Origin of the sequence: Streptomyces sp. NBC_00316 (genome assembly GCF_036158715.1) — a bacterium.
Taxonomy (GTDB): Bacteria; Actinomycetota; Actinomycetes; order Streptomycetales; family Streptomycetaceae; genus Streptomyces.
This window is the reverse complement of the sequence record NZ_CP108024.1, coordinates 206,116-226,152: the sequence shown is the minus strand read 5'-3', so window position 1 is coordinate 226,152 and position 20,037 is coordinate 206,116. Positions and strand designations below refer to the sequence as shown.

At 66.6% G+C, this 20,037-nt stretch carries 16 protein-coding genes and 2 pseudogenes; 10 read left to right on the top strand and 8 right to left on the bottom strand.

From position 1 onward, the window contains the following. Window positions 1-48: 48 nt before the first annotated feature. From OG878_RS40310 to OG878_RS40300, 3 genes are all read left to right on the top strand, one after another. Complete coding sequence (locus OG878_RS40310; RefSeq protein WP_328891688.1) at window positions 49-1,098, top strand: alcohol dehydrogenase catalytic domain-containing protein; 1,050 nt, start codon at window positions 49-51, stop codon at window positions 1,096-1,098. A gap of 20 nt (window positions 1,099-1,118) precedes the next feature. Continuing rightward, window positions 1,119-1,721 carry an NADPH-dependent F420 reductase gene (locus tag OG878_RS40305; RefSeq protein ID WP_443049303.1) on the top strand — a complete coding sequence of 201 codons (603 nt, stop codon included), beginning with the start codon at window positions 1,119-1,121 and terminating at the stop codon, window positions 1,719-1,721. A 65-nt stretch (window positions 1,722-1,786) separates the two neighbouring features. Then, window positions 1,787-2,875 (top strand): alkene reductase, encoded by a 1,089-nt coding sequence (locus tag OG878_RS40300; protein ID WP_328891687.1) that lies wholly within the window; start codon window positions 1,787-1,789, stop codon window positions 2,873-2,875. A gap of 173 nt (window positions 2,876-3,048) precedes the next feature. Here the strand turns inward: OG878_RS40300 and OG878_RS40295 are convergent, their stop codons facing one another. Further along, window positions 3,049-3,681, bottom strand: a complete 633-nt coding sequence (locus OG878_RS40295) for a hypothetical protein (protein WP_328891686.1) — start codon at window positions 3,679-3,681, stop codon at window positions 3,049-3,051. A 138-nt stretch (window positions 3,682-3,819) separates the two neighbouring features. Between OG878_RS40295 and OG878_RS40290 the strand changes: the two genes are divergently transcribed. Then, complete coding sequence (locus OG878_RS40290) at window positions 3,820-4,086, top strand: hypothetical protein (protein ID WP_328891685.1); 267 nt, start codon at window positions 3,820-3,822, stop codon at window positions 4,084-4,086. On the opposite strand, the gene OG878_RS42530 is transcribed toward OG878_RS40290, so the two are convergent. Continuing rightward, the gene (locus tag OG878_RS42530) at window positions 3,990-4,265 is read right to left on the bottom strand and encodes a hypothetical protein (protein ID WP_443049314.1); all 276 of its coding nucleotides are present in this window, start codon (window positions 4,263-4,265) and stop codon (window positions 3,990-3,992) included. The genes OG878_RS40290 and OG878_RS42530 overlap by 97 nt on opposite strands. Before the next feature lie 124 nt (window positions 4,266-4,389). On the opposite strand from OG878_RS42530, the pseudogene OG878_RS40285 reads away from it, so the two are divergent. Continuing rightward, window positions 4,390-4,680: pseudogene (locus OG878_RS40285) on the top strand (arsenic resistance protein); the annotation flags it as partial. A gap of 61 nt (window positions 4,681-4,741) precedes the next feature. Here OG878_RS40285 and OG878_RS40280 read toward each other — a convergent pair. The 3 genes and pseudogenes from OG878_RS40280 to OG878_RS40270 all read right to left on the bottom strand — a co-directional run. Further along, window positions 4,742-5,394: pseudogene (locus OG878_RS40280) on the bottom strand (IS5 family transposase); the annotation flags it as partial. Between the two features lie 430 nt (window positions 5,395-5,824). After that, the gene (locus tag OG878_RS40275; RefSeq protein ID WP_328891684.1) at window positions 5,825-6,412 is read right to left on the bottom strand and encodes a TetR/AcrR family transcriptional regulator; all 588 of its coding nucleotides are present in this window, start codon (window positions 6,410-6,412) and stop codon (window positions 5,825-5,827) included. A gap of 478 nt (window positions 6,413-6,890) precedes the next feature. Continuing rightward, window positions 6,891-7,286, bottom strand: a complete 396-nt coding sequence (locus tag OG878_RS40270; RefSeq protein WP_328891683.1) for a CBS domain-containing protein — start codon at window positions 7,284-7,286, stop codon at window positions 6,891-6,893. Between the two features lie 829 nt (window positions 7,287-8,115). Between OG878_RS40270 and OG878_RS40265 the strand changes: the two genes are divergently transcribed. Then, window positions 8,116-9,507 carry an IS1380 family transposase gene (locus tag OG878_RS40265; RefSeq protein WP_328885304.1) on the top strand — a complete coding sequence of 464 codons (1,392 nt, stop codon included), beginning with the start codon at window positions 8,116-8,118 and terminating at the stop codon, window positions 9,505-9,507. A 321-nt stretch (window positions 9,508-9,828) separates the two neighbouring features. On the opposite strand, the gene OG878_RS40260 is transcribed toward OG878_RS40265, so the two are convergent. Next, on the bottom strand, window positions 9,829-11,250 hold the full coding sequence (locus OG878_RS40260; RefSeq protein ID WP_328891682.1) for an MFS transporter: 1,422 nt from the start codon (window positions 11,248-11,250) through the stop codon (window positions 9,829-9,831). A 570-nt stretch (window positions 11,251-11,820) separates the two neighbouring features. Between OG878_RS40260 and OG878_RS40255 the strand changes: the two genes are divergently transcribed. Continuing rightward, complete coding sequence (locus OG878_RS40255; protein ID WP_328891681.1) at window positions 11,821-12,372, top strand: winged helix-turn-helix transcriptional regulator; 552 nt, start codon at window positions 11,821-11,823, stop codon at window positions 12,370-12,372. 295 nt (window positions 12,373-12,667) lie between these two features. Here the strand turns inward: OG878_RS40255 and cynR are convergent, their stop codons facing one another. Further along, the gene (cynR, locus tag OG878_RS40250) at window positions 12,668-13,573 is read right to left on the bottom strand and encodes a transcriptional regulator CynR (RefSeq protein ID WP_328891680.1); all 906 of its coding nucleotides are present in this window, start codon (window positions 13,571-13,573) and stop codon (window positions 12,668-12,670) included. 122 nt (window positions 13,574-13,695) lie between these two features. On the opposite strand from cynR, the gene OG878_RS40245 reads away from it, so the two are divergent. Both OG878_RS40245 and cynS read left to right on the top strand, forming a co-directional pair. Next, a complete protein-coding gene (locus tag OG878_RS40245; protein WP_328891679.1) occupies window positions 13,696-14,295 on the top strand; it encodes a carbonic anhydrase in 600 nt (199 codons plus the stop codon). A gap of 87 nt (window positions 14,296-14,382) precedes the next feature. Next, window positions 14,383-14,853, top strand: coding sequence for a cyanase (gene cynS, locus OG878_RS40240; protein WP_328891678.1), 471 nt, complete (start codon window positions 14,383-14,385; stop codon window positions 14,851-14,853). A gap of 489 nt (window positions 14,854-15,342) precedes the next feature. Here the strand turns inward: cynS and OG878_RS40235 are convergent, their stop codons facing one another. Beyond that, the gene (locus OG878_RS40235; protein ID WP_328891677.1) at window positions 15,343-17,481 is read right to left on the bottom strand and encodes an ATP-binding SpoIIE family protein phosphatase; all 2,139 of its coding nucleotides are present in this window, start codon (window positions 17,479-17,481) and stop codon (window positions 15,343-15,345) included. A gap of 890 nt (window positions 17,482-18,371) precedes the next feature. Between OG878_RS40235 and OG878_RS40230 the strand changes: the two genes are divergently transcribed. After that, window positions 18,372-20,027 (top strand): IS1182 family transposase, encoded by a 1,656-nt coding sequence (locus tag OG878_RS40230; protein ID WP_328886378.1) that lies wholly within the window; start codon window positions 18,372-18,374, stop codon window positions 20,025-20,027. Window positions 20,028-20,037 lie beyond the last annotated feature (10 nt).

The following is a 20,037-nucleotide window of genomic DNA, read 5'->3' as shown; positions in this document are numbered from 1 at the left end:
CGATTTGACATTTTTAATGATGCCTCTCATCATAGCAGGAGAGTTTCAATGATGACCATCATCAATAGTTCGTGGAAGGGGAGCGTCATGCGCGCCATCGCCTACGACCAGCACGGAGAAGCCGGGCAGGTACTACGCCTGAGCGAGCAGCCGGCTCCTGCCGCGCCCGCGGCCGGGCAGGTGCAGGTGCGGGTGCTGTCCCGGCCGATCCACCCCGGCGACCTGGCGGGAGTGGAGGGCCTTCCGGGTGGGCCGCGGCAGCGGTTCGCCACGCCACGGATTCCCGGCGTGGAGGGAATGGGCGTCATCGAGACCGTCGGCGAGGGTGTGCAGGATCTGCGGCCCGGTCAGCGGGTGGCGTTCTTCCCGGTGCCGGGCGCGTGGAGCGAACTCGTCACGGCGCCGACCGGTCTTGTGGTGCCGGTGCCCGAGGACCTCAGCGACGAGACCGCGGCTTTGACGCTGGTCAACCCGCTGACCCTGCTCTCCTTGCTGCGGGCGGTCGAGGACGCCCAGCACGGCCAGGCTGGTCCGGTGGTGCAGACGGCCGCCGGTTCGTCGGTGGGAAAGCTGGTCAGCGCCGCAGCACTCAAGCACGGCATCCCGCTGGTCAACCTGGTACGCAGCGCCACGGGGGCGCAGACCTTGCGGCAGCGCTTCCCCGGACTGCCGACCATCTCGACGGCCGACGCGGACTGGCGCACTCAGGTCCAGGACGCGACCGGCGGCCGGGGTGCCCAGGTCATACTGGACGCGGTGGGCGGATCCCTGACCGGTGAACTGGCCGGGCTGCTCACCGACGGCGGCACGCTGATCACCTACGGACAGCTCGGTTCCGGCAGCACGCCGCTGGAGTCGCTCGCGCTGACCCCGCGGGCCCTGACCGTGCGGGGCACGTCCATCTTCCAGTGGATGGCCGCCCGCACGCCTGAGGAACGGGCCGAGGACGTCGCCTTCGCCGCCCATCTGGCCGCGACCGCCCCGGAACTCTTCGAGGTCGCCGCCAGCTACGACCTCGCCGACTTCGCGAAGGCCATCGACCATGTCCGCCGCCCCGGCAAGAGCGGAACCGTCCTGCTCACCAGCCCCGCACCCTGAACCCCACGAAGGGCACCGCCATGAAGATCGGAACCCTCGGCGCCGGAACCGTCGCCCAGGCCATCGCCCGCCACGCCGTGGCCCACGGCCACCAGGTCGTACTGAGCAACAGCCGCGGCCCCGCCTCCCTGGCCGGCCTCGCCGACGAACTCGGACCGCTCGCCCACGCCGGCACCCCGCAGGAAGCCGCCGCGGCGGAACTCGTCGTGCTCGCAGTCGGCTGGCCCCAGATCCCGGACGCGGTAGCCGGCCTGCCACCCTTCGACGGGCGCATCGTCATCGACGCCACCAACCAGTTCGCCTCCCCGCCCCCGCCCATGAAGATCGCCGACCTGGGCGAGCTGACCGGCAGCGAACACGTCGCCTCACTGCTGCCCGGAGCCCGCGTCGTCAAGGCGTTCAACACCCTCTACGGCCAGTACATCGCCGCCGACCCGCGCCACCAGGCCGGACGCCAGGTGCTGTTCCTCGCCGGTGACGACGCCGACGCCAAGACCACCGTCAAGGACCTCACCGCCGCCTTCGGCTTCGCCCCCGTCGACCTCGGCTCCTTGCGCGAGGGCGGACGCCTCATGCAGCTCGGCGGCCCACTCTCCGGCCTCCACGCCCTCAAACAGGACTGAGCCGGGCCCTCGCCCATTCCTCGCTCTCCTCCTCATCCACCCCCCTCAGCACAAGGAAGTTACTCATGACCACCACCCAGCCCCTGCTGCAGCCCGTCCGCCTCGGCGCGCTGGAGCTCGCCAACAGCGTCGTCATGGCTCCCATGACCCGCGCCCGCGCTCAGAACGCCGAGCTGGCCCCCACCGACCTGCACGCGACCTACTACGCGCAGCGCGCCGGCGCCGGCCTGATCGTCACCGAGGGAACCTGGGTCAACGCCGACGCGATCGGCTTCATCCACGCGCCCGGCATCTACACCGACACGCAGACCGCCGGCTGGGTGAAGGTCACCGAAGCAGTCCACGAGGCCGGCGGGCGGATCGTCTCCCAGTTCGGCCACCTCGGCGCGGCCTCCCACCCCGACCACCTCGGCGGCCGCCTGCCCGCCGGACCCTCGGCCATCAACCCCGGCGAGAAGTCCTTCACCCCCTCCGGCCCGAAGGACACCGTCACCCCGCGCGCCTACACCGCCGCTGAGATCGCCGCCACCATCGCCGACTACCGCCATGCGGCCGAGAACGCCCGCCGCGCCGGCTTCGACGGCGTGGAAATCCACGCCCAGCAGTCCCACTTGATCCCGCAGTTCCTCAACCCACGTCTCAACCAGCGCACCGATGCCTACGGAGGCAGCAGCGAGAAGCGGGCCCAGTTCCTCCTCGACATCCTCGACGCCGTCAGTGACGTGTGGGGCAGCGACCGCATCAGCGTGAAGATGTCCCCGGGCTGGGCCAACGGAACCACGTTCACCGCGGACGAGGAGGCACTCGCCGACTACGACCAGCTGTTCAAGAAGCTCAGCGACAGCAACCTGGCCTACCTGCACCTCCTGGGCACCCCCGGCACCATCGAGGAGCGCATCGCCCTCTTCTCCCGGTACCGCGCCCACTACCAGGGCAACATCGTCGCCAACCTCGGCTTCACCCAGGCCCTCGGCAACGAGATCCTCGACCACGGGATCGTCAACGCGGTCTCCTTCGCCGAGCCTTTCATCGCCAACCCCGACCTGGTCGAGCGCTTCGCGCAGGGCCACCCGCTGGCCGACGGCGACCGGGGCACCTACTACGCCGGTCACAGCGAGGGCTACACCGACTACCCCGCCTTCACCGCCAACTGAGCAACTACGTCTTCCTGCGCCTTTGACGGTTGATCGGAGGCCCGCCGCGCCCGCTCCTCGCCACAGCGAGGAAGCGGCGCGGCGGACCTCGGACGCGCCGGCTGGAGGTGACTTGTGCACCCTGGCTCAAAACCGTGCGCACGGACCTGTTCGGAATCGGCGCAGGCAGGAACTCAGGACCGACTGCGGGACGGCGACAGGCGGCCGCGCCGCCTCACGCCGGACACCCCAGGCCTGGCAGCTTGGGGCGTGTTGAGAGCGGGCGGCTCGGCCAGCCACTTGCCCGCAGCGACCACGAATTCCCGGCGGCCCGTGAGCATTTCATGGCGCGCTTTCTGGTCCCGCTCCAGCTGCTTCTTGCGCGTCGCCCGGGCCTCGGCCGATCCAAGAAGCGTCGACACGCTGAGCCCAACCGGCGGACCATACTGACCGAATTCGTTCTCGATCTCGTATATCTCCTGTTCTCGGTCGGGCTCCAGCTTCCCGGCCCGCACTGCCCGGTCGTCTTCGGATCTGATCTCCCTCACCCTGTCCCGTACCCACGCCAGCGACACGGCGTCGGAAGGGACGCTGTTGCGGGGGTCGTCGAGCATGGCCTCCTCGTGGTCTGCGCTGCTCCGCAGCTCGCGAAGCATCTTCTCCTCAGGATTTTCTTGGAGCGCTTCGTCGCTCATTAGGCCGACCGCTCGGAACTGGATGCGCTCTGCGACCTCGACTGGGCCGACGCCCGACTGGAACACGAGCTGCACCCTCAGAAGCTGTGCCCGCATCGTTCTCTCTGTCGCCGGCGATGGATCGTCCAGCACCGCGCCAACGGCCCCAAGAAAGTGGCCTGCAGAACTTGAAGCCAGCCGACTGACCCGGGATTTCCGGATCTCGATTCACATGGAAGCGGCGCCCGCCGGATCGGCGAAGCCCGCGGCAGTTTTGTAAGGGAAATGACCATGAGCAGCATGACGAAGCGCCTCTCGATCGCACTCGCCTCCACGGCACTGGCCGGCGGAGCGCTTCTCGGGGCCGGCGGCTCGGCGTCGGCAGCCACGACTTCGGTGTCCGTGCAGCACACGCAGCACGTGTCCGCCACGTCCGTGACCGGCAGCGAACGAGTCGGCCGCTACGCGGACCACGAGGCCGAAGCGGCGTCGTGGCACGGTGTCAGTGCCGCTCGTTGGTACGAGGACCAGGTCGAGTGGTCCCTGAACCACAGCTGACGCGGCCCGGACTGCCCAACTCCGGATCGGCGGCACCTGCCCGGACAGCAGCACGGCCGCACCCCCGGCCGACCGGGATCCCGGATCGCGCCCCCTACGGCGCTCCGCACCCGCATCGGGGAGACCACCGCACGCAAGACGAAGGCACTCCGGCCCCCAGCGCCCGCCACGCCGACCACGGCCAGGCCCACACCCGCACATGAACCCCACCGGCCGCATCCCCGGCCGACCGCTTCCCCGCACACCGTGACACCCGGCCGGACCAGGCAGGTCCTCTCCACACCGGGACGGTCACCCGCGACGCGAACACCACGCCACGCCCGGTCCCTTTCCGCCGCGCTGGTCGTGAACTTCGTGATCGTGCCGCTGGTCGTCGCCGCGATATTCACGTTCCTCCCCGCCGACCAGACCGTCCGGCTCGGTGTCCTGCTGGTGCTGCTGTGCCCGTGCGTGGACTACGTGGTCGTCTTCTCCGGCCTGGCCGACGGATCCAACCGCCGGCTCCTGGCCGCGACCCCGCTGCCGCCCGTGTTCCTGTACCTCTTCGTGGGCTCCGAGCTGGCCGACATCGTCGAGGTCGAGCCGTTCCTTAAGAATTCATCTCATTTGGTGAGTCTGTGGTAGCAGATGAGGGTGCAGGCGAGGAAGTGCTCGGCTTTGCGCTCTCGACTCCCTTGCGTGCGATGCGGTGCTGGATGCCGCGCTGGCGTAACCATCGTCGCAGGTGGTAGTAGTCGTAGCCCTTGTCGGCGTGGAGCTTTGCGGGCTTGCGTCGTCGGCGTCCGTGGCGGGAGCGGATCGGCGGTATCCCTTGCACGAGGGGAATCAGGGCCTGGCTGTCGTGCAGGTTCGCCCCCGAGATTGCGACGGACAGAGGCAGATCGGTCCGCTCGGTGATCAAGTGGATCTTCGACCCGTACGTGCCCCGGTCGACAGGATTCGGACCCGTCAGATCCCCCTTTTCAGGGCCCGCATGTTCACCGAGTCGATCGCGCACCGCGACCAGTCCAACTCGCCGCAGGCCCCGAGCTCGTCGAGGACCAGGCGGTGGAGCTTCGCCCACACCCTGGCCTTCGTCCACTCGGAAAAACGCCGATGAGCTGTCGCTCCCGACGGCCCGAACGAAGCCGTGGGCAACTGCTGCCACGTGCAGCCCGACGTGGCCACGAACACGATCGCGGCCAGCACCTCACGATCACCATGCCGGCGCCGTCCACCACCCTGAGGACGCGACGGCGCCTCCGGCACAACCCGCTGGAACAACACCCACAACTCATCCGGCACCAGCCGCTCAACGATCCCCACCATGGCCGACAGCTTACCGACGAAGCCAAATGAGATGACTTCTAAGGCGCTCTCACGCTGTCTCCCTGGAGAAACAAGCCCGTTGAGGTGCCTTGGTCGCTAGGACCTGGGAATCAGGTCCAAAGACCGATCGCGGACATGATCATTGGCGGACACCTTCCTGGCAGCGGATGCTCCAGCCGATGGCGATCGCCGCAACGGAGAAGTCGCGAAAAAGCGGCAGACGTGGGCCCTCAACACCACTTGAACGGTCTCGCTCTGATCGGTGGGTGGTCCTGTGACCCAGGCCCTATGCGGTTGACTCCCACACGCTCGGCGCGAAAGACGTCGGCAACTGGCTCTACACGCCCCACGGGCCAGGGTTGCCGCTCGTCGCGGACGGGATCGAACACACCGAACATCGCGCCGCAGGGCGGCCTCAAGCGCGTGCGGGTCAGGGGCGAGGGAGGCTCAACAACGCGGTGCGGCCGATCTGCATGAGGGCCGAGGCGTCCATGTCGGTCTTGGCGAGGAACTCGATTCCCTGTAGGACCGCGAGCAGCAGGTTGCCCATTTCCTGCGGATCGGCACCTTTAGCTAGGTCGCCTTCCCGTTGTGCATCCTTCACACAGGCGGCCAAAAGGTCTTGTACCTCCTGATAGGTCGCCCGGGCGCGAGAGACCACTTCGGACTCCTGGCCGTGCAGTTCGGAGGTGCTGTTGACCAAGAAGCACCCGCGGCGGCAGGCATCATTCGCGTAACCGCCAGCGGCGCCGTCGAGGAGGCGCCCTAGGCGCTCCAGCCCCGAACCCGGTCCGGTGAGTATCTGCCGGACGCTGTCGAGCTGCTCCCTGCGATAGTCGTCCAGTGTGCGCAGGAAGAGCTGGCGTTTGTCGCCGAACGCCCCGTACAGGCTTCCTTTGCCCAGTCCGGTGGCCGACATGAGGTCTTCCAGCGATGTAGCCGTATAGCCCCGGTTCCAGAACTGCTCGCGCGCGGACTGTAGAACCTGGTTCTCGTCAAAGCTTCGGGGGCGCGCCATGCGCCCACTCTAACAGTTCTTGACTTTTCAGTCCATTTGCATGAGGAGTCGCTACCGAGGGTTCCGGTCGGGTGCCCGGCATGAGTTTCCACGGTGGTTCGCCGGCGGCAAGGGCTGGTGCCACACTGCTGCCCCGCCTCAGCCTGCGGTCGTGGCGCGTGCTTCTCGACGTACCCGGTTCACCACCAGCTGCGGATCGCCCAGCACCAGGCGCAGCCACAGGCAGCGACTTTGTCGCGCTTGGTGCACCCTCCTGAATAGGTCGTGCCCCCACACGGCGCTGATTGCCGGCGATCCACGTGATGAAGGATCTGTCTACGACTCGGCGGTTCTGCCCTTATCAGCGGTCTATCGGTGCCTTCGGCGCGCGGTCACCTCCCAGATCGTGATCAAGAGGAGGAAGAGAAGTCATGTAGGGCCCGGCTGCTGGGAGCCCGCTGTGGAGAGGTGGAAAAGATGCCGGGGGACAACTTGGCGATCAGTGGTTGGCCTGGGCGTTTCCGAGTGCGATGAGTACCTCTCGTGCATGGGCCGTCTCAGCAATGTCGCTTAGCGAGAGAAGTCCCACGAGATGGCCGTCGTCCACGACAGGTAGACGGTGCAGTGCATGGTCGCACATCAATGCGGCGGCCTCGCAGAGAGTGGTGTCGGAGGTGACGGTTACCAGGGCTCCGGACGCGGCTTGGTGGGCCGTTGCGCTTCCCGCGATCATACCTTCGGCAGTGACGCGGACCGTGATGTCGCGGTCCGTGATCAAGCCGTGAAGGGTGTCGTCAGTGACGACGAGGACGCAGCCGACGTTGGCGTCACGCATACAGGCGGCAACCGAAGTCAGGGCGGTGTAGGGCGGTACGGTAACGACGTCGCTGGTCATCGCGTCTCGAACCAGGTTCACAGGCTCCTCCGGTCGTAAGCGGGTCCAACCACGATGTGTCACACAGGGATGTCGTGAAGTGTGCGGGTATCCGGTGGCCTTCGACGGAACTTTCCGGCGATGATCCACGGGGGCACCGAAGTCTCGGTTGTCTGGGCGAGAGAATTCCGAGGCAGAGTTTGCGATGCGACGGTCTGGCCATGATCGGTGGCTTCGCGATCTGCACGACGTGTAAACCGCGAACATGATCCCCGGATCGCTGTGCAGGGCTGGTCATACTTGCCCCTTTGCGTCGGCTGCACCGACATAAGCATCCTTGAGCGGGCAGGAAGCCCATGACTCTTGCGGTCAACCGAACTTCCCCTGGTGTTTGCCATGTTGGCCGAACAAGTACTTGTATTCCGAAGGAAAGCTTTCCCCATTTTCCCACTGTTGCTGAGGTCTCGCCATGTGTGCCCCACTTGGCATCAATAGCGCTGCGTCCACGATCAACAGTCTTTGGAGTTGTTCGGCGGCGGATGCCTGCAGGTCGGAGCGGAGTCGCTGGGGAGTAGATGCTGCAGTCCGTGCGGGGCGGCGCACTTGGCGAGCCGCTACCGTTCTTGCTCCTCACTGGGCCGAATAGGACGCCCAAACCACCGACCACACACCGGAATCGGCGGTCAGACCCCAGTCAGCCGCATCACCAACCTGCCCGGACAGCCCTTAGCCTCGATCCACCGAGTGGCTCGCTTGCTGTGGATGAGCAATCAAGAAGAGGTGCCTGCTGACCTGCGATGATGGGAGTTCTGACGCTTCCAGCACGCACAATCAGCAAGGCACCTCGTAGATGCAAGTTTCCCATACTCCGGCAGCGGTCTCCGCTGCGTTCGATGACCCGAACCTGATCGCGTATGCCGGGCTGCTGCCGGTGCTGCGGCTGGCCGAGCGGTGCGGGCTGTCGCGGTTGGTGGCCGAGAAGGTGAAGCTGACCGGCGCGAAGAACGGGGCTGGGGCTGCGGCGGATGCCAAGGTCACCAGCATTGTGGGCGGCATGGCCGCGGGTGCGGACAGCATCGACGACCTTCACGTCCTGCGGCACGGCGCGATGCCGGCCGTGTTCGCAGGTGCCCGTGCCCCGTCCACGCTGGGCACCTTCCTTCGCTCGTTCACCCACGGTCACGCCCTCCAACTCCACGCTGTCCACCGCCGGTTCCTGGCCGCACTGGCCGCGCACACCCCCTTGTTGCCGGGCTCGGACGAGATGGCGTTCATCGATGTCGACTCCACCCACAAACGCGTCTACGGGCGGGCGAAACAGGGCGCCGAGTACGGCCGGTTCAAGGGCATCCGCACCCTGCACCCGCTGCTCGCCACGGTCTGCACCCCGCAATCGAGGCCGGTGATCGCCGGCGTGCGGATGCGACGCGGCAAAGCAGCAGACTCCCGCGGCGCCCCGAAATTCGTGAGCGAGGCCCTGGCCACCGCCCGCGAGGCCGGCTGCACCGGGACCCGAATCCTGCGGGCCGACTCGCAGTTCTACAACGCCGGTGTGATCGCCGCCTGCCACCGGGCCGGAGCCCACTTCTCGCTCACCACCAGCATGAACCCCTCCATCAAACGAGCCGTCCACAGCATCCCCGACGAGGAATGGCAGCACATCAGTTACCCGACCGCGGTGCCCGACCCCGCCACCGGTGAACTCATCTCGGACGCCGAAGTCGCCGAGATACCCCAATACACCGCCTTCGCGAGCCGCAAAAAGAGCGAGCAGATCACCGCCCGGCTGATCGTGCGCCGGGTCCGTGACCTCGCCAAACCCGCCGTCGTGGGTGAACAGGGCGAGTTGTTCCCCGTCTGGCGCTACCACCCCTTCTTCACCGACCAGCCCGCCGCAACCCTGCAGGCCGAGCGGGAACACCGCCACCACGCCGTGATCGAGCAGGTCATCGCGGACACCAAAGCCGGCGCCCTGGCCCACCTGCCTTCCGGGCACTTCCACGCCAACGCCGCCTGGCTCACCCTGTGGGCGATGACCTACAACCTGCTGCGGGCCACTGGCTCCCTGACCTCCGCCTTCCACGCCAAAGCCACCACCGCCACGATCCGCACCCACCTGGTCCACGTTCCGGCCCGGATCGCCCGCTCCGCCCGCCGCATCACCCTGCACCTGCCACACAACTGGCCCTGGCAGCACGCCTGGACACACCTCTTCCACACCGTTCACGGCCCACCCGGCTGACGCGAACAGCCCCTACCCGACTCGCCCGCCGCCAGGGCCCAACCGGAACCGAACCCGTGGAAAAGCTGGGCAGACCAGCGACTACAACCTGCCCATACCCGAGCGCCGACCTGAAACCGGCTCGAAACCGGTCACAAGATCACTCCCCAAACCACGTCGGTGGATCAAGGCTTAGACGGCCTTAGCTCGGCAGGTGAGCCTCACCGAGGTGACAACCGCTTCAGGTCTTCGTATTGGGCACAAGTGGTCTTGGATGGTGCCCGTGAAGCTTGCGGCGCCCTGAATCTCTGCACGGAGCCGCCATCGCCATGGTGCTGTACGTCATGACATCTCAGGTGTGACGGTCAGGGCGGCAGAGGCGCTGTCGGAGGGTGTGCTACGGGGGGTCATACGCAAGGCGGTCAGTGCGCCGACGAAAGCCACAGCGGCAATGGTCCACCGCGCGAGCGTGAAGGCCGCGTGTGTGGCGGTATAGGTGTGGGGGACACTGACAAGCGCGATCAAGATGCTTACTCCCAGGACTGCTCCCAGTTGGCGGCTCATGTTGACGATTGCGCTGCCGGTCGCAGCACGGTTGTTGGGGAGGTCGGCCGTGGCCGCGGCCAGGATGGTGGGCAGGGCCAGACCGACGCCCATGCCACTCAGCAGCCAGCCCGGAAGCACCTGCGTGAGGTAGGCGGGCTGAGCGCCCAGGCTCAGTTGCAGCACGATGATGCCGGTGCCGAAGAGGGCCGATCCCACCGCGGTGATCCAGCCGGCCGGCACTTTGTGAGCGACAGCTTGGGCCAGGGAGGCGAACAGCGGCACCATCAGGGGTCCCGGGGTGATTGCCATGCCGGTCCTGAGCGCCGAGTAGCCCCATACCTCTTGCAGCCACATGACGGTGGCGAGCAGGCCGGCGGCGAACGCGGCTGTGAAGGCCAAGGCGGTGGCGTTGGACCAGGCGAATGAGGGCACGCGCAGCAGCGCCGGTTCCACCACGGGGGAGGCGTGGCGTAGGGAGCGGCGCCAGAAGACAGCCATGCCCGTGAGAGTCAGTCCCAGACATACAGCGGTCCTGGGGCTGCCCCAGCCCCAGGAAGGAGCTTGGACCAGCCCGAGAGCTAGGACGCTGATGCAGGCCAGAAGAACAGCGGCACCTGGGAGGTCCGGCAGCCGGGCGTCCACGTCGTGTCGGCTGGCGGGCAGCGAAGGAAGCGCCAACAGGAAGGCAGCAGCGCCGATCGGCACGTTGACCAGGAAGATCCAGCGCCACGAGGCCTCGGCAAGGAGGCCTCCAACGACGGGCCCTGCGGCGGCCGCGAGACCGCCTGTGGCCGCCCAGACGCGCACTGCTCGCTCTTTCCGGTCGGCGGGCGTGGCAGTGAGGAGCAAGCCGAGGCTCGTGGGAGTGAGCAGGGCGGCGCCCATTGCCTGTATTCCCCGAAAGGCGACCAGGGGCCACAGGCTGTCGCTCAAGGCGCAGGCGGCGCTGGCGGCGGTGAATACAGCCAGGCCACTCAGGAAGCCCGCCTTTTGCCCGAAGCGGTCAGCCAGGCGCCCCAGGGGAACCAGAAGGGCCGCGTACAGGATCGCGTAGGCGTTGAGGATCCAGCTCAGGTCGGCCAGCGAACTGTCTGGGAACTCTTGCCCGATGTCCGAGAAGGCAACGTTGACGATGAACAGGTCCAAGCTGGCCATGAACGCGGCAACGCAAAGCACCGGCAGTACCCAGGCGGTCTTCGCCTGGCTTTGATTTTCCATAGCCAGACGCTATCCATCTGGCTGGGACCGACGCAAGCCAGATGCCTCGCGAACTCGCTGTCGGCTCGTACGTCGACGGCTCAAGGCTCGGCTGCCAGCCCTAACCCTCTCCCCGCGTGCTGAGCGCCTCGGCGCGCGGGACGTCGGTGGGTGCTGGCGTTCCCGGCCGGTGTGACGGTGGTGGAGTGGTGTTCGCCCTTGCCGGCGTCCAGGTCGAGGAAGACGTCGATGTCGCCGTGTCGATCACGTGCAGGCCCCCCTCCACTCACGCTTTCGTCCGGCCTGTCGCGGCACCGAGCTGTCGCAATCCCCGTTACGGAGAGCTCTTCGGTCTGGGTGAAGCCGGTGCTCAAGCCCCTTATAGGCGGTCCGTCGGTGCCCTCGGACCTGGTGACTGATACCCCCGGATCATTGCCAACAAGGAGGAAGTGATGCCGGACCCGAAGGTCGGAGGCGCCATTGCGAACCACGAGAGGTAACTGTGATAGTCGTCCTGCGGCCCGCTATCCATGAGTCGGAGCGTTAAATGGCCTGAGTAGGGAAATCTCAAGCCAGCGTTAGTCTTGGCGCATGTCGACAGAAGCTGCACATCTAGACGGACCGGTGGCCGACCGGGACGGCTGGATCACTGACCGTTGCTCCCTCGACCGCGCTGTGCGCGCGGTCGGCAGTCGCTCCGCAATGCTGCTGATACGCGAGGCCTTCTACGGCACTCGGCGCTTTGACGACTTCGCGCATAGGGCGGGCATTTCCGAAGCTGTCGCTGCCTCGCGCCTGCGCGAACTCGTGGCTGTCGGTGTCCTTGAGCGTCGCCCCTACCAGGAGCCCGGCACGCGCACCCGGCATGAGTACGCACTCACGAAAAGAGGCCGCGACCTGCTCCCTGTGGCCTTGGCTCTCATTCAGTGGGGCGACCGTTACCTCGCCGACCCGGCCGGACCACCACTCCTTTTCACCCACCACAACTGCAGCGCGCCGCTGAGGGCAGGCGTCACCTGTGAGGAGGGGCATGAGGTTCCACTCGGCGAGGTCGGCGTCGCCTTTGCGCCGAACAAGTTGAACGGATCAGACCTCAGCTCTGCTTCCACGCTCTCGGAGGGCGACCAGACGGCAAACTGCTAAGGCTTGTCCCGTGGGGCCGCCGCGGCGGACGACCACCCGGCTTCGACCGCGAGGTCTACCGCCGACGCAACACAGTCGAGCGCTGCTGACGCCGGTGCGCACCCGCCTCAGTAGTTCGTTGAGGGTGATTACCGGGTCCATCAAGGTCTCGATTGCCGCCTGGGGTCTGTTCCGACGGGTGGGTTGGGACAGAAATCCGATGCAGGGTGTCGGTCGGTGTCCGGCCCTTGCTGCCTGAGCCGGCGTCTTTGGGCGGCAGGGCCGACAGCCGCGTTGGCATCCGCTGCCTCCTTGGTCAGCAGAGGTTGAAGCCGTGGGCAGGCGCCCAGTTGGTGGCCCGGTTGGTGAAGGCGCGGGCGGCGGCGCTTTGGTACGTGCTTTCACGGTGCAGGAGTGTGACAGTGCGGGACGGGAGTGCGGGGGAGAGGGGGACGGGGGCCAAGTGGGGATGGCCGCGGGTGATCGCGTCGGGTAGGACGGTCGCGAGCGGGGTGCGGGTCACGATTTCGGTGAGTGCGTTGATGGAGTTGGCCTCCATCGCGATTCGTGGCTGCACGTGGTGTTCGGCGAGGTGCTGGTCGATGTGCTGACGGGTGGCGAAGTCACCGCTGAGCAGGGCGAGATGGCGTTCGCGGAGGTCGGTGATGGTCAGGGGGTCGCGCCTTTGGGTGTCGGGGTGATAGGGGCCGACGACGAGGCTGAGGGTCTCGGTGAACAGTGCGGTGGCCTCGATGCCCGGGTGATGGGCGCCCATGAAGGCGATGCCGAGATCAATCCGATCGCTGAGCAGGTCGGCTTCGATGCGGGTCTGGGGCATCTCCCGCACGTCCAAAGTGATGCCCGGATAGCGGGCATAGAAGTCGGCGACGAGGGGGCCCGTGAGGTAGGCCGTAAAGGTAGGGGTGACAGCGAGGCGTAGGTGCCCACGGGAGAGGTTCTGCACGTCCAGCACCGCCTGCTCGCCGGCCGCAAGGTCCTGTAGCGCGCGCTGGGCGTAATGGGCGTAGGCAGTCCCGGCGTCGGTGAGGCGTACCGTGCGGCCAGTGCGGTCCAACAACTGGACACCGAGGATCTTTTCCAGCTGCCGGACCTGCTGAGACAGGGTGGGTTGCGAGATGCGCAGGCCCTCGGCGGCGCGGGTGAAGTTCCCGTGCTCGGCCACTGCGAGCAGGTATCGCAGATGACGCAGTTCAGGCTTCACACCCATAATTATAGATGCGGTCGATGGAACTCAGTGGTAATGAGTCTTGGACGCTATAAGGGCAGCTCGTGCACAGTGAATGACGTAGACCTCATCGGCAAACCCACCGGAAGGAGTACGGCATGCGTCATCTCGCCGAGGGCATCACCCGCTTTCAGCGGGAGGTCTTCCCCGCCAAGGCAGGGCTTCTCGCTCAGCTGGCCACCACCCACCAGCCCAGCACGCTGTTCATCGGCTGCTCTGACGCCCGTGTCATCCCCGAGCTGATCACCCAGGCCGATCCCGGCGAGCTGTTCGTCATCCGCACTGCCGGCAATCTCGTTCCCCTCTACACCTCCGGCGCCGACGGCATCGTCGCCAGTATCGAGTACGCCATTGCCGTCCTGGGAGTGAAGGACATTATTGTCTGTGGACACTCAGCATGCGGTGCAATGACCGCTCTCGCCCAAGGCCATGACCTGACCGACACCCCGGCCATCGCCGACTGGCTGCGCCAAGCGGCTGCCGCCCAGGACCTCAGCGCACCCGCTGGAAGCAGGCAGACAGTCGCCGCATTGGTACGGGAAAACGTCGCTGTCCAGCTGGCGAATCTGGCCGCACACCCCTCGGTGGCCCATGCGCTGGCCAAGGACAGTGTGCGGTTGCACGGCTGGGTCTTCGACATCCCAACTGGAACCGTCGAGGAACTCGACGCCGGGCGGCACCGCTCCCGCGTGGCCTGACCCCCCGGCCCAGTCTGGCCGCTCCAAGGACTATTTCTTCCGCTCTCCGCACTCTCCAAGGGGGGCCGACTGAAAGGAAGCAACGCCATGATGCACGCCCAACTCGACAACGCCGCCCGCCAGCAGCTCGCGGTCACCGCGGTCGAAGCCAAGACCCGCAAGGACCTCACCTGGCAGCAGATCGCAGACGCTGCCGGCCTGTCCGTTGCGTTCGTCACGGCCGCCATCCTCGGCCAGCACGCGCTGCCAGAGAAGTCGGCCGAGGCCGTCGCTGAACTCCTTGGCCTCGACGACGATGCGGTAACACTGCTGCGAAGTATTCCCACCCGCGGCTCCATCGAGGGCGGCATTCCCACCGACCCGACGATCTACCGCTTCTACGAGATGATCCAGGTTTACGGCACCACACTCAAGGCCCTGATCCACGAGCAGTTCGGTGACGGCATCATCTCCGCGATCAACTTCAAGCTCGACGTAAAGAAGATCGCCGATCCCGAGGGAGGCGAGCGCGCCGTGATCACCCTGGACGGCAAGTACTTGCCCACTAAGCCCTTCTAGCGACCCGAGTCAGAGTTCATCGGCAGTAGCGGCGCTTTTCGAGGATCTCGTCGGCTATCTGCGTCCAGAAGAAGGGGGCGTGGTTTGCCGTTCCAGTCGGCGAGCCAGGCGGCGGTGTGGCGAACGGCTTCAGTAGTTGTCTGCGGGCATCTGTGACGCCGGGGCGATCTGCCCGTCCTCGACAGACTGGGGACCCGCACGGCGGCCTTACGGGTCATACGCTAGGTCAAGCTGAGGTTGACGTGGACGTCCGTGATCCCGGTGGGGCGCAGACAGCGGGCCAGGCGCCGACAGCGGTGCCTGGGCGCCGAACATGCTGTGCCGGGAGCCGGTGCCCAGCCAGAAGCCGCCTGTCCTACAGGACAGCAGCGCGGTGGAGTCGGTCATGCGCAACAGGCCGGTCGGGGGCTGGCGGGGTGGCCAATGTCCACGCGCCGGTGCGCCGTTCCGCCCAGGTGTCGGAGAGCGACGGCGCAGGTCTGCAGTCCCTTATTTAGGAATGTCGATCCACACTGTCTTTCCTCGGCCGTGGGGAGAATTTCCCCACGCGGAGGAAAGGATTTCCACAATGCTTAGCCCCCTCCCGTGCTCCGCCACGGCGTTCGCCTCGTCGGAGTCGGTGATGGATGTCGGCACTGGAGGCTTGGCATCGGTGTCACGGACCTCGAAATGAATGCGGTCGGGGTATTCGCGGAGCCATACCTCGACATCGCTGTCGGCATGAATGAGGGCATTAGTGACGATTTCGGAAGCCATCACTTCCATGTCGTCGGCAAGTCTCTGCAGGTCCCGTCTGAGCAGGTAACTCCGCACGAACCTCCGCACAGACCCCACGCCCTGGATGTCGTGCCTTCGTATAGCCATCCGGTCGACCCTGCGGACCGAGCCGAGAGGATTTCCCTCGTATAGAGCAAACAGGAGTGCCATGTCGTCCCGCTGGCGCTCGGGGCGCTTCGACGCGCCCATGAGGAGCAAGTCCGCAATCTTGTGCAGGGAACGGGCTTCGACTTTGTCGGCTGAAGCGAGAAGGCTGCGTGCGTCGACCACCGGGTCGCCGGTGGGGGAGTTGACGATTCCGTCCGTGTAAAGCATCAGTAGTGTCTCCGGGCGGATGGTGAATTCCGTGCTCCTATACACATAGCCAGGCTCCACGCCGAGCGGGAGGTTCGGCGGAGCGTTCGGCGCTATGATCCCGGCCTCGGGGCAGCGAAGGAGCGGAACCGGGTGACCGGCCAGAGCGATCTCGACGACCCCGCCTTCCGGATCGAGCCGGACGAAACAGCAAGTGGCAAAGAGATCGGTGTCGAGTTCGGCGAGCAGTTCGCTGGATCGGGCGAGCACATCGGCGGGCTTGTGTCCTTCCGCAGCATACGCGCGCAGTCCGCTTCGGAGCTGTCCCATGATCACCGCGCTGTCGATGTTGTGGCCCTCCACGTCGCCGACCACGAGACCGGTTTGCCGACCCGGCAGGGGAATGACGTCGTACCAGTCACCGCCCATCCCCGAGGGAGCTGACGCGGACAGGTACCGCGCAGTGATCACCACCTCGGGGAGTTCGGGCAGTGAGCGGGGGAGTAGCTTCTTCTGCAGCGCCTCCGTGAGAGCGTGCTCGCTCTCGTTGAGTTGGGCACGCTCCATGGCCACGGCGAGCTGGGCGGCCATCATCAGCAGGACGGCCTGTTCTTCGGCGCCGATCCATCGCGCAGTCTCAAAGCCAAGCAGGCAGCTGCCCCGGAAGTTTCCGCTGCCCACCAGAGGTAGCACCGCACACGCCTGGACGTCAGCACTCTCCAGAGTGGGGTAGGCCGCTAGCAGCGCCGCGCGATCGGGGAGAAAGAGGGGTTGTCCGGTGCAGAGCACATCTGCACTGGGGGTGCTTCTGTCCAGGGGCGCCCCGTGGACCATCCGCACCAGCTCCGCAGACCCGCTGTGCCCGGCCACCCGGAGTCTGCCCTCTTGAGCCACCGCAGCCACGAATGCGCCGGCGCCGAAAGGCAGCATGATCCGTTCACGCGCAGCTCGCATGACGTCGACCAGCCCCGGCGCCTCGTTGAGCGCGGCGGAGAGTTTGTGTACTTGGTACATCTGCGAGAGAGCGGCTGATCCGGGAAGGTCGGGCAATCCCCAACGTCGCTTCACCTCCGCAGTGGGGATCCCTTCACCACCCGGGCTTCGGAACATGGGGATGATCAGGGGAGATGCGGTCGGCTTCATAGCGTGATCAACCTGAGACTGGTCGACCAAACCGGACGCCAGCAGTTCCCCCAGCGTCGCCATCCGTTCCTGCAGTCCCTCGCAGGTCTGGCTTGGCGGTACCCAAATCCCGGTCAGCACTCCAAGCTTCTCGTCCCCGGCGATGAGGGGTACGGCCACGACCGAGTATGGATAGGGCATCATCCGCAGTGCGCGCTCTTCACGGGAGATCGCATGGGCGGCATCGGAGGCCATGGTGCGGCCGGTGCGGTAGGCGGCAGCCGTTACGAGGGGACCGTCGCACGCAATGACCTCGGGGATGGTGAAGACGGCTGGCGGGGCCCCGCCGACTGCGGCTGACAGCAGGTGCGTGCCATTAGCATCATGCGCAGCCAGGTAGACGACGCCGACATAGGCGCCGAACTCGAATCTCATCTGACGGAAGACCTCGGCAAGCAGCTTGCTCCGGTCAGTGAGAGCCGGAGGGGGGTTGCCGGTGGCGTCAGTTCCGTCGTTGGCTGTCCGCGTATCATTCACCCTTTCCCCACACGGTGCGGCGCGCTATGCGGCTATAGGGAGCGGATTGCGTCATACGGCGCCTACGTCCCCGGTCCTATGTGATGGCACTCATTCAAGTCATCTCACCCCGGTGACTCTGGTGCAACCGCGACGCGGCGATGCTCTCGCGGCTTGTCTTCAGCATTGGGAAGTGTGTCCGCCGTAAACCTCGGATTCTCGGCGGTGGCGCCAATGGCTTCGCGGTGAAGGGCGGCGCACTGCGCACCAGCCCAGTAGGTGGGGCGGGGGAGGGTGCTCGTTGTGGTCCGCTTGTGGACGGCAAGGCCCTGCTGTGCGGGGGTACGGTGCCGTCGGCGCCGTACGAGCGATAGACAGCAACGTTGTCAGCGACGGGCGGCGAGGCCGGCGACGCTGCGCCCGGCGCAGCCAGTGTCCTTCTGGTAGTCGGGCTTGGTCTGGTATTGCGCGCAGCCGGAGCCCGCCCGTAGTTGCGGTCGTGCAGGGCGGCAGGCCGCACTGCACGCGGTAGACGGCCAGGTCGGCCTCGGCGTTGGGATTGTCATACGCATCGACGATCGCGATCACCTGGCCCGCGCAGCCGCCCGGGGCAGGCTGTAGGCGCTTTGACTGCGATAGCCCTCTTCCGGCTGGTCAAAGGGCTACACCTTCACACGGCATGCCGTGACGACGGGGGGTTCCTGGACAACCGCATGGCTGTAGGACTCCGTTGGAAAATGCGTAAACCGGGCTCGTCGGCTTGCTGAGGTTGACATGATCGTTCTGTTCGTCGGAGCGAGGGGGGCTGGGTGTCGCTGGAGTCTCGGGACGACCGTGGGGTGCCGGAGCTGACTGCTCGGGTCGTGCGGGCATCGTTCCCGAAGGGGACACTGGCTGTCCGCGTGCGTGAAGTGCTGGGCCCGCTGTTCGAAGACGATTCCTTCGCTGGGGCGTTTTCGTCACGGGGTCGTCCGGCGGTGTCGCCGGGGGCGCTGGCGCTTGTGTCGGTGCTGCAATACGCAGAGGGGCTGACCGACAGGCAGGCCGCTGACCAGGTGCGGGCCCGCATGGACTGGAAGTTCCTCCTTGGTCTGGAGCTGGACGATTCGGGGTTCGACTTCTCCGTGCTGAGCGACTTCCGCGCCCGGCTGATCGAGCACGGCCTGGAGGAAAAGGTCCTGGACCTGATCCTGGAGCGGATATCTGACCTCGGGCTGCTGCGTTCCGGGGGGCGTCAGCGCACCGACTCCACCCATGTTCTCGCGGCCGTGCGGACGTTGAACCGGATGGAGTTCGTCGGCGAGACCCTGCGCGCGGCGCTGGAAGCCCTGGCCGCCGCCGCCCCAGCATGGCTGTCGCCGCTGGTCACCGCCGACTGGGCCAAACGCTACGGCGCCCGGATCGACTCCTACCGCTTCCCCAAGGGCGACAACGTCCGCGCCGAGTGGGCCGGGCAGGTCGGCAGGGACGGCCTCACCATCCTGGAGGCCGTCTACGCACCCCAGGCTCCCGCGTGGTTACGGGAAGTCCCCGCTGTCCAGGTCCTGCGCCGGGCCTGGGTGGAGCAGTACCACCGCGACGGCGAGGAGGTGCGCTGGCGGGAGGGCAAAGACCTCCCGCCGGGCAGACGCCGCCTCGCCTCGCCCTACGACCCCGACGCCCGCTACGCGACCAAGCGCGGATCGGGCTGGTGCGGCTACAAGACCCACCTCAGCGAGACCTGCGAACCCCACGCCCCGCACCTGATCACCCATGTCGTCACCACGGACGCCACCGTCGCCGACACCGAGGTCACCGCAGCAGTCCACCAGGGCCTGGCCACACGTGAACTGCTACCCGATGAGCACGACGTCGATGCCGGCTACGTCACCGCCGCCCACATCGTGGCCGCGCGCGACGCACATGGGATCGAGCTGCTGGGGCCGGTCGGGCTGGATACGTGCCACGAGAACTACGAGGGTGAGCACTTCACGCAGAGCGCGTTCACGATCGACTGGGAAGCCAAGAACGCCGTCTGTCCCCAGGGCAAGATCAGTGCCAGCTGGTCCGACCAGCGCAAGAGCAGTGGCACTCCCGTCTCACGGGTGCACTTCACCGCCCAGGACTGCGCGGCCTGCCCGGTGCAGGACAAGTGCACCAAGGCGGCGAACGGCAAGTGGGGCCGAAGCCTGACCCTGCTGCCCCAAGACCAGCAGGCAGCACTGGAAGACCGACGCCGCGAACAGCTCACCGACCAGTGGCAGCAGCGCTACAACATCCGCGCCGGAGTGGAGGGCACCATCTCCCAGGCAATCCGGCGCACCCGCATCCGCCGGACCCGTTACACGGGCCTGCCCAAAACCCACCTCGGACACATCTTCGCCGCCACCGCCATCAACATCATCAGACTCGACGCCTGGCTCAGCGAAACACCCCTAGGCCAAACCCGCACCTCATACCTCGCCCGACTCCAACTCGCCGCCTGACGACAAGATC

Coding starts and splice junctions, on each gene's coding strand:
- OG878_RS40310 (WP_328891688.1), top strand. CDS start 49: ATGATGACCATCATCAATAGTTCGTGGAAGGGGAGCGTCATGCGCGCC.
- OG878_RS40305 (WP_443049303.1), top strand. CDS start 1,119: ATGAAGATCGGAACCCTCGGCGCCGGAACCGTCGCCCAGGCCATCGCC.
- OG878_RS40300 (WP_328891687.1), top strand. CDS start 1,787: ATGACCACCACCCAGCCCCTGCTGCAGCCCGTCCGCCTCGGCGCGCTG.
- OG878_RS40290 (WP_328891685.1), top strand. CDS start 3,820: ATGAGCAGCATGACGAAGCGCCTCTCGATCGCACTCGCCTCCACGGCA.
- OG878_RS40275 (WP_328891684.1), bottom strand. CDS start 6,412: ATGGCGCGCCCCCGAAGCTTTGACGAGAACCAGGTTCTACAGTCCGCG.
- OG878_RS40270 (WP_328891683.1), bottom strand. CDS start 7,286: ATGACCAGCGACGTCGTTACCGTACCGCCCTACACCGCCCTGACTTCG.
- OG878_RS40265 (WP_328885304.1), top strand. CDS start 8,116: ATGCAAGTTTCCCATACTCCGGCAGCGGTCTCCGCTGCGTTCGATGAC.
- OG878_RS40260 (WP_328891682.1), bottom strand. CDS start 11,250: ATGGAAAATCAAAGCCAGGCGAAGACCGCCTGGGTACTGCCGGTGCTT.
- OG878_RS40255 (WP_328891681.1), top strand. CDS start 11,821: ATGTCGACAGAAGCTGCACATCTAGACGGACCGGTGGCCGACCGGGAC.
- OG878_RS40245 (WP_328891679.1), top strand. CDS start 13,696: ATGCGTCATCTCGCCGAGGGCATCACCCGCTTTCAGCGGGAGGTCTTC.
- cynS (WP_328891678.1), top strand. CDS start 14,383: ATGATGCACGCCCAACTCGACAACGCCGCCCGCCAGCAGCTCGCGGTC.
- OG878_RS40235 (WP_328891677.1), bottom strand. CDS start 17,481: ATGAGATTCGAGTTCGGCGCCTATGTCGGCGTCGTCTACCTGGCTGCG.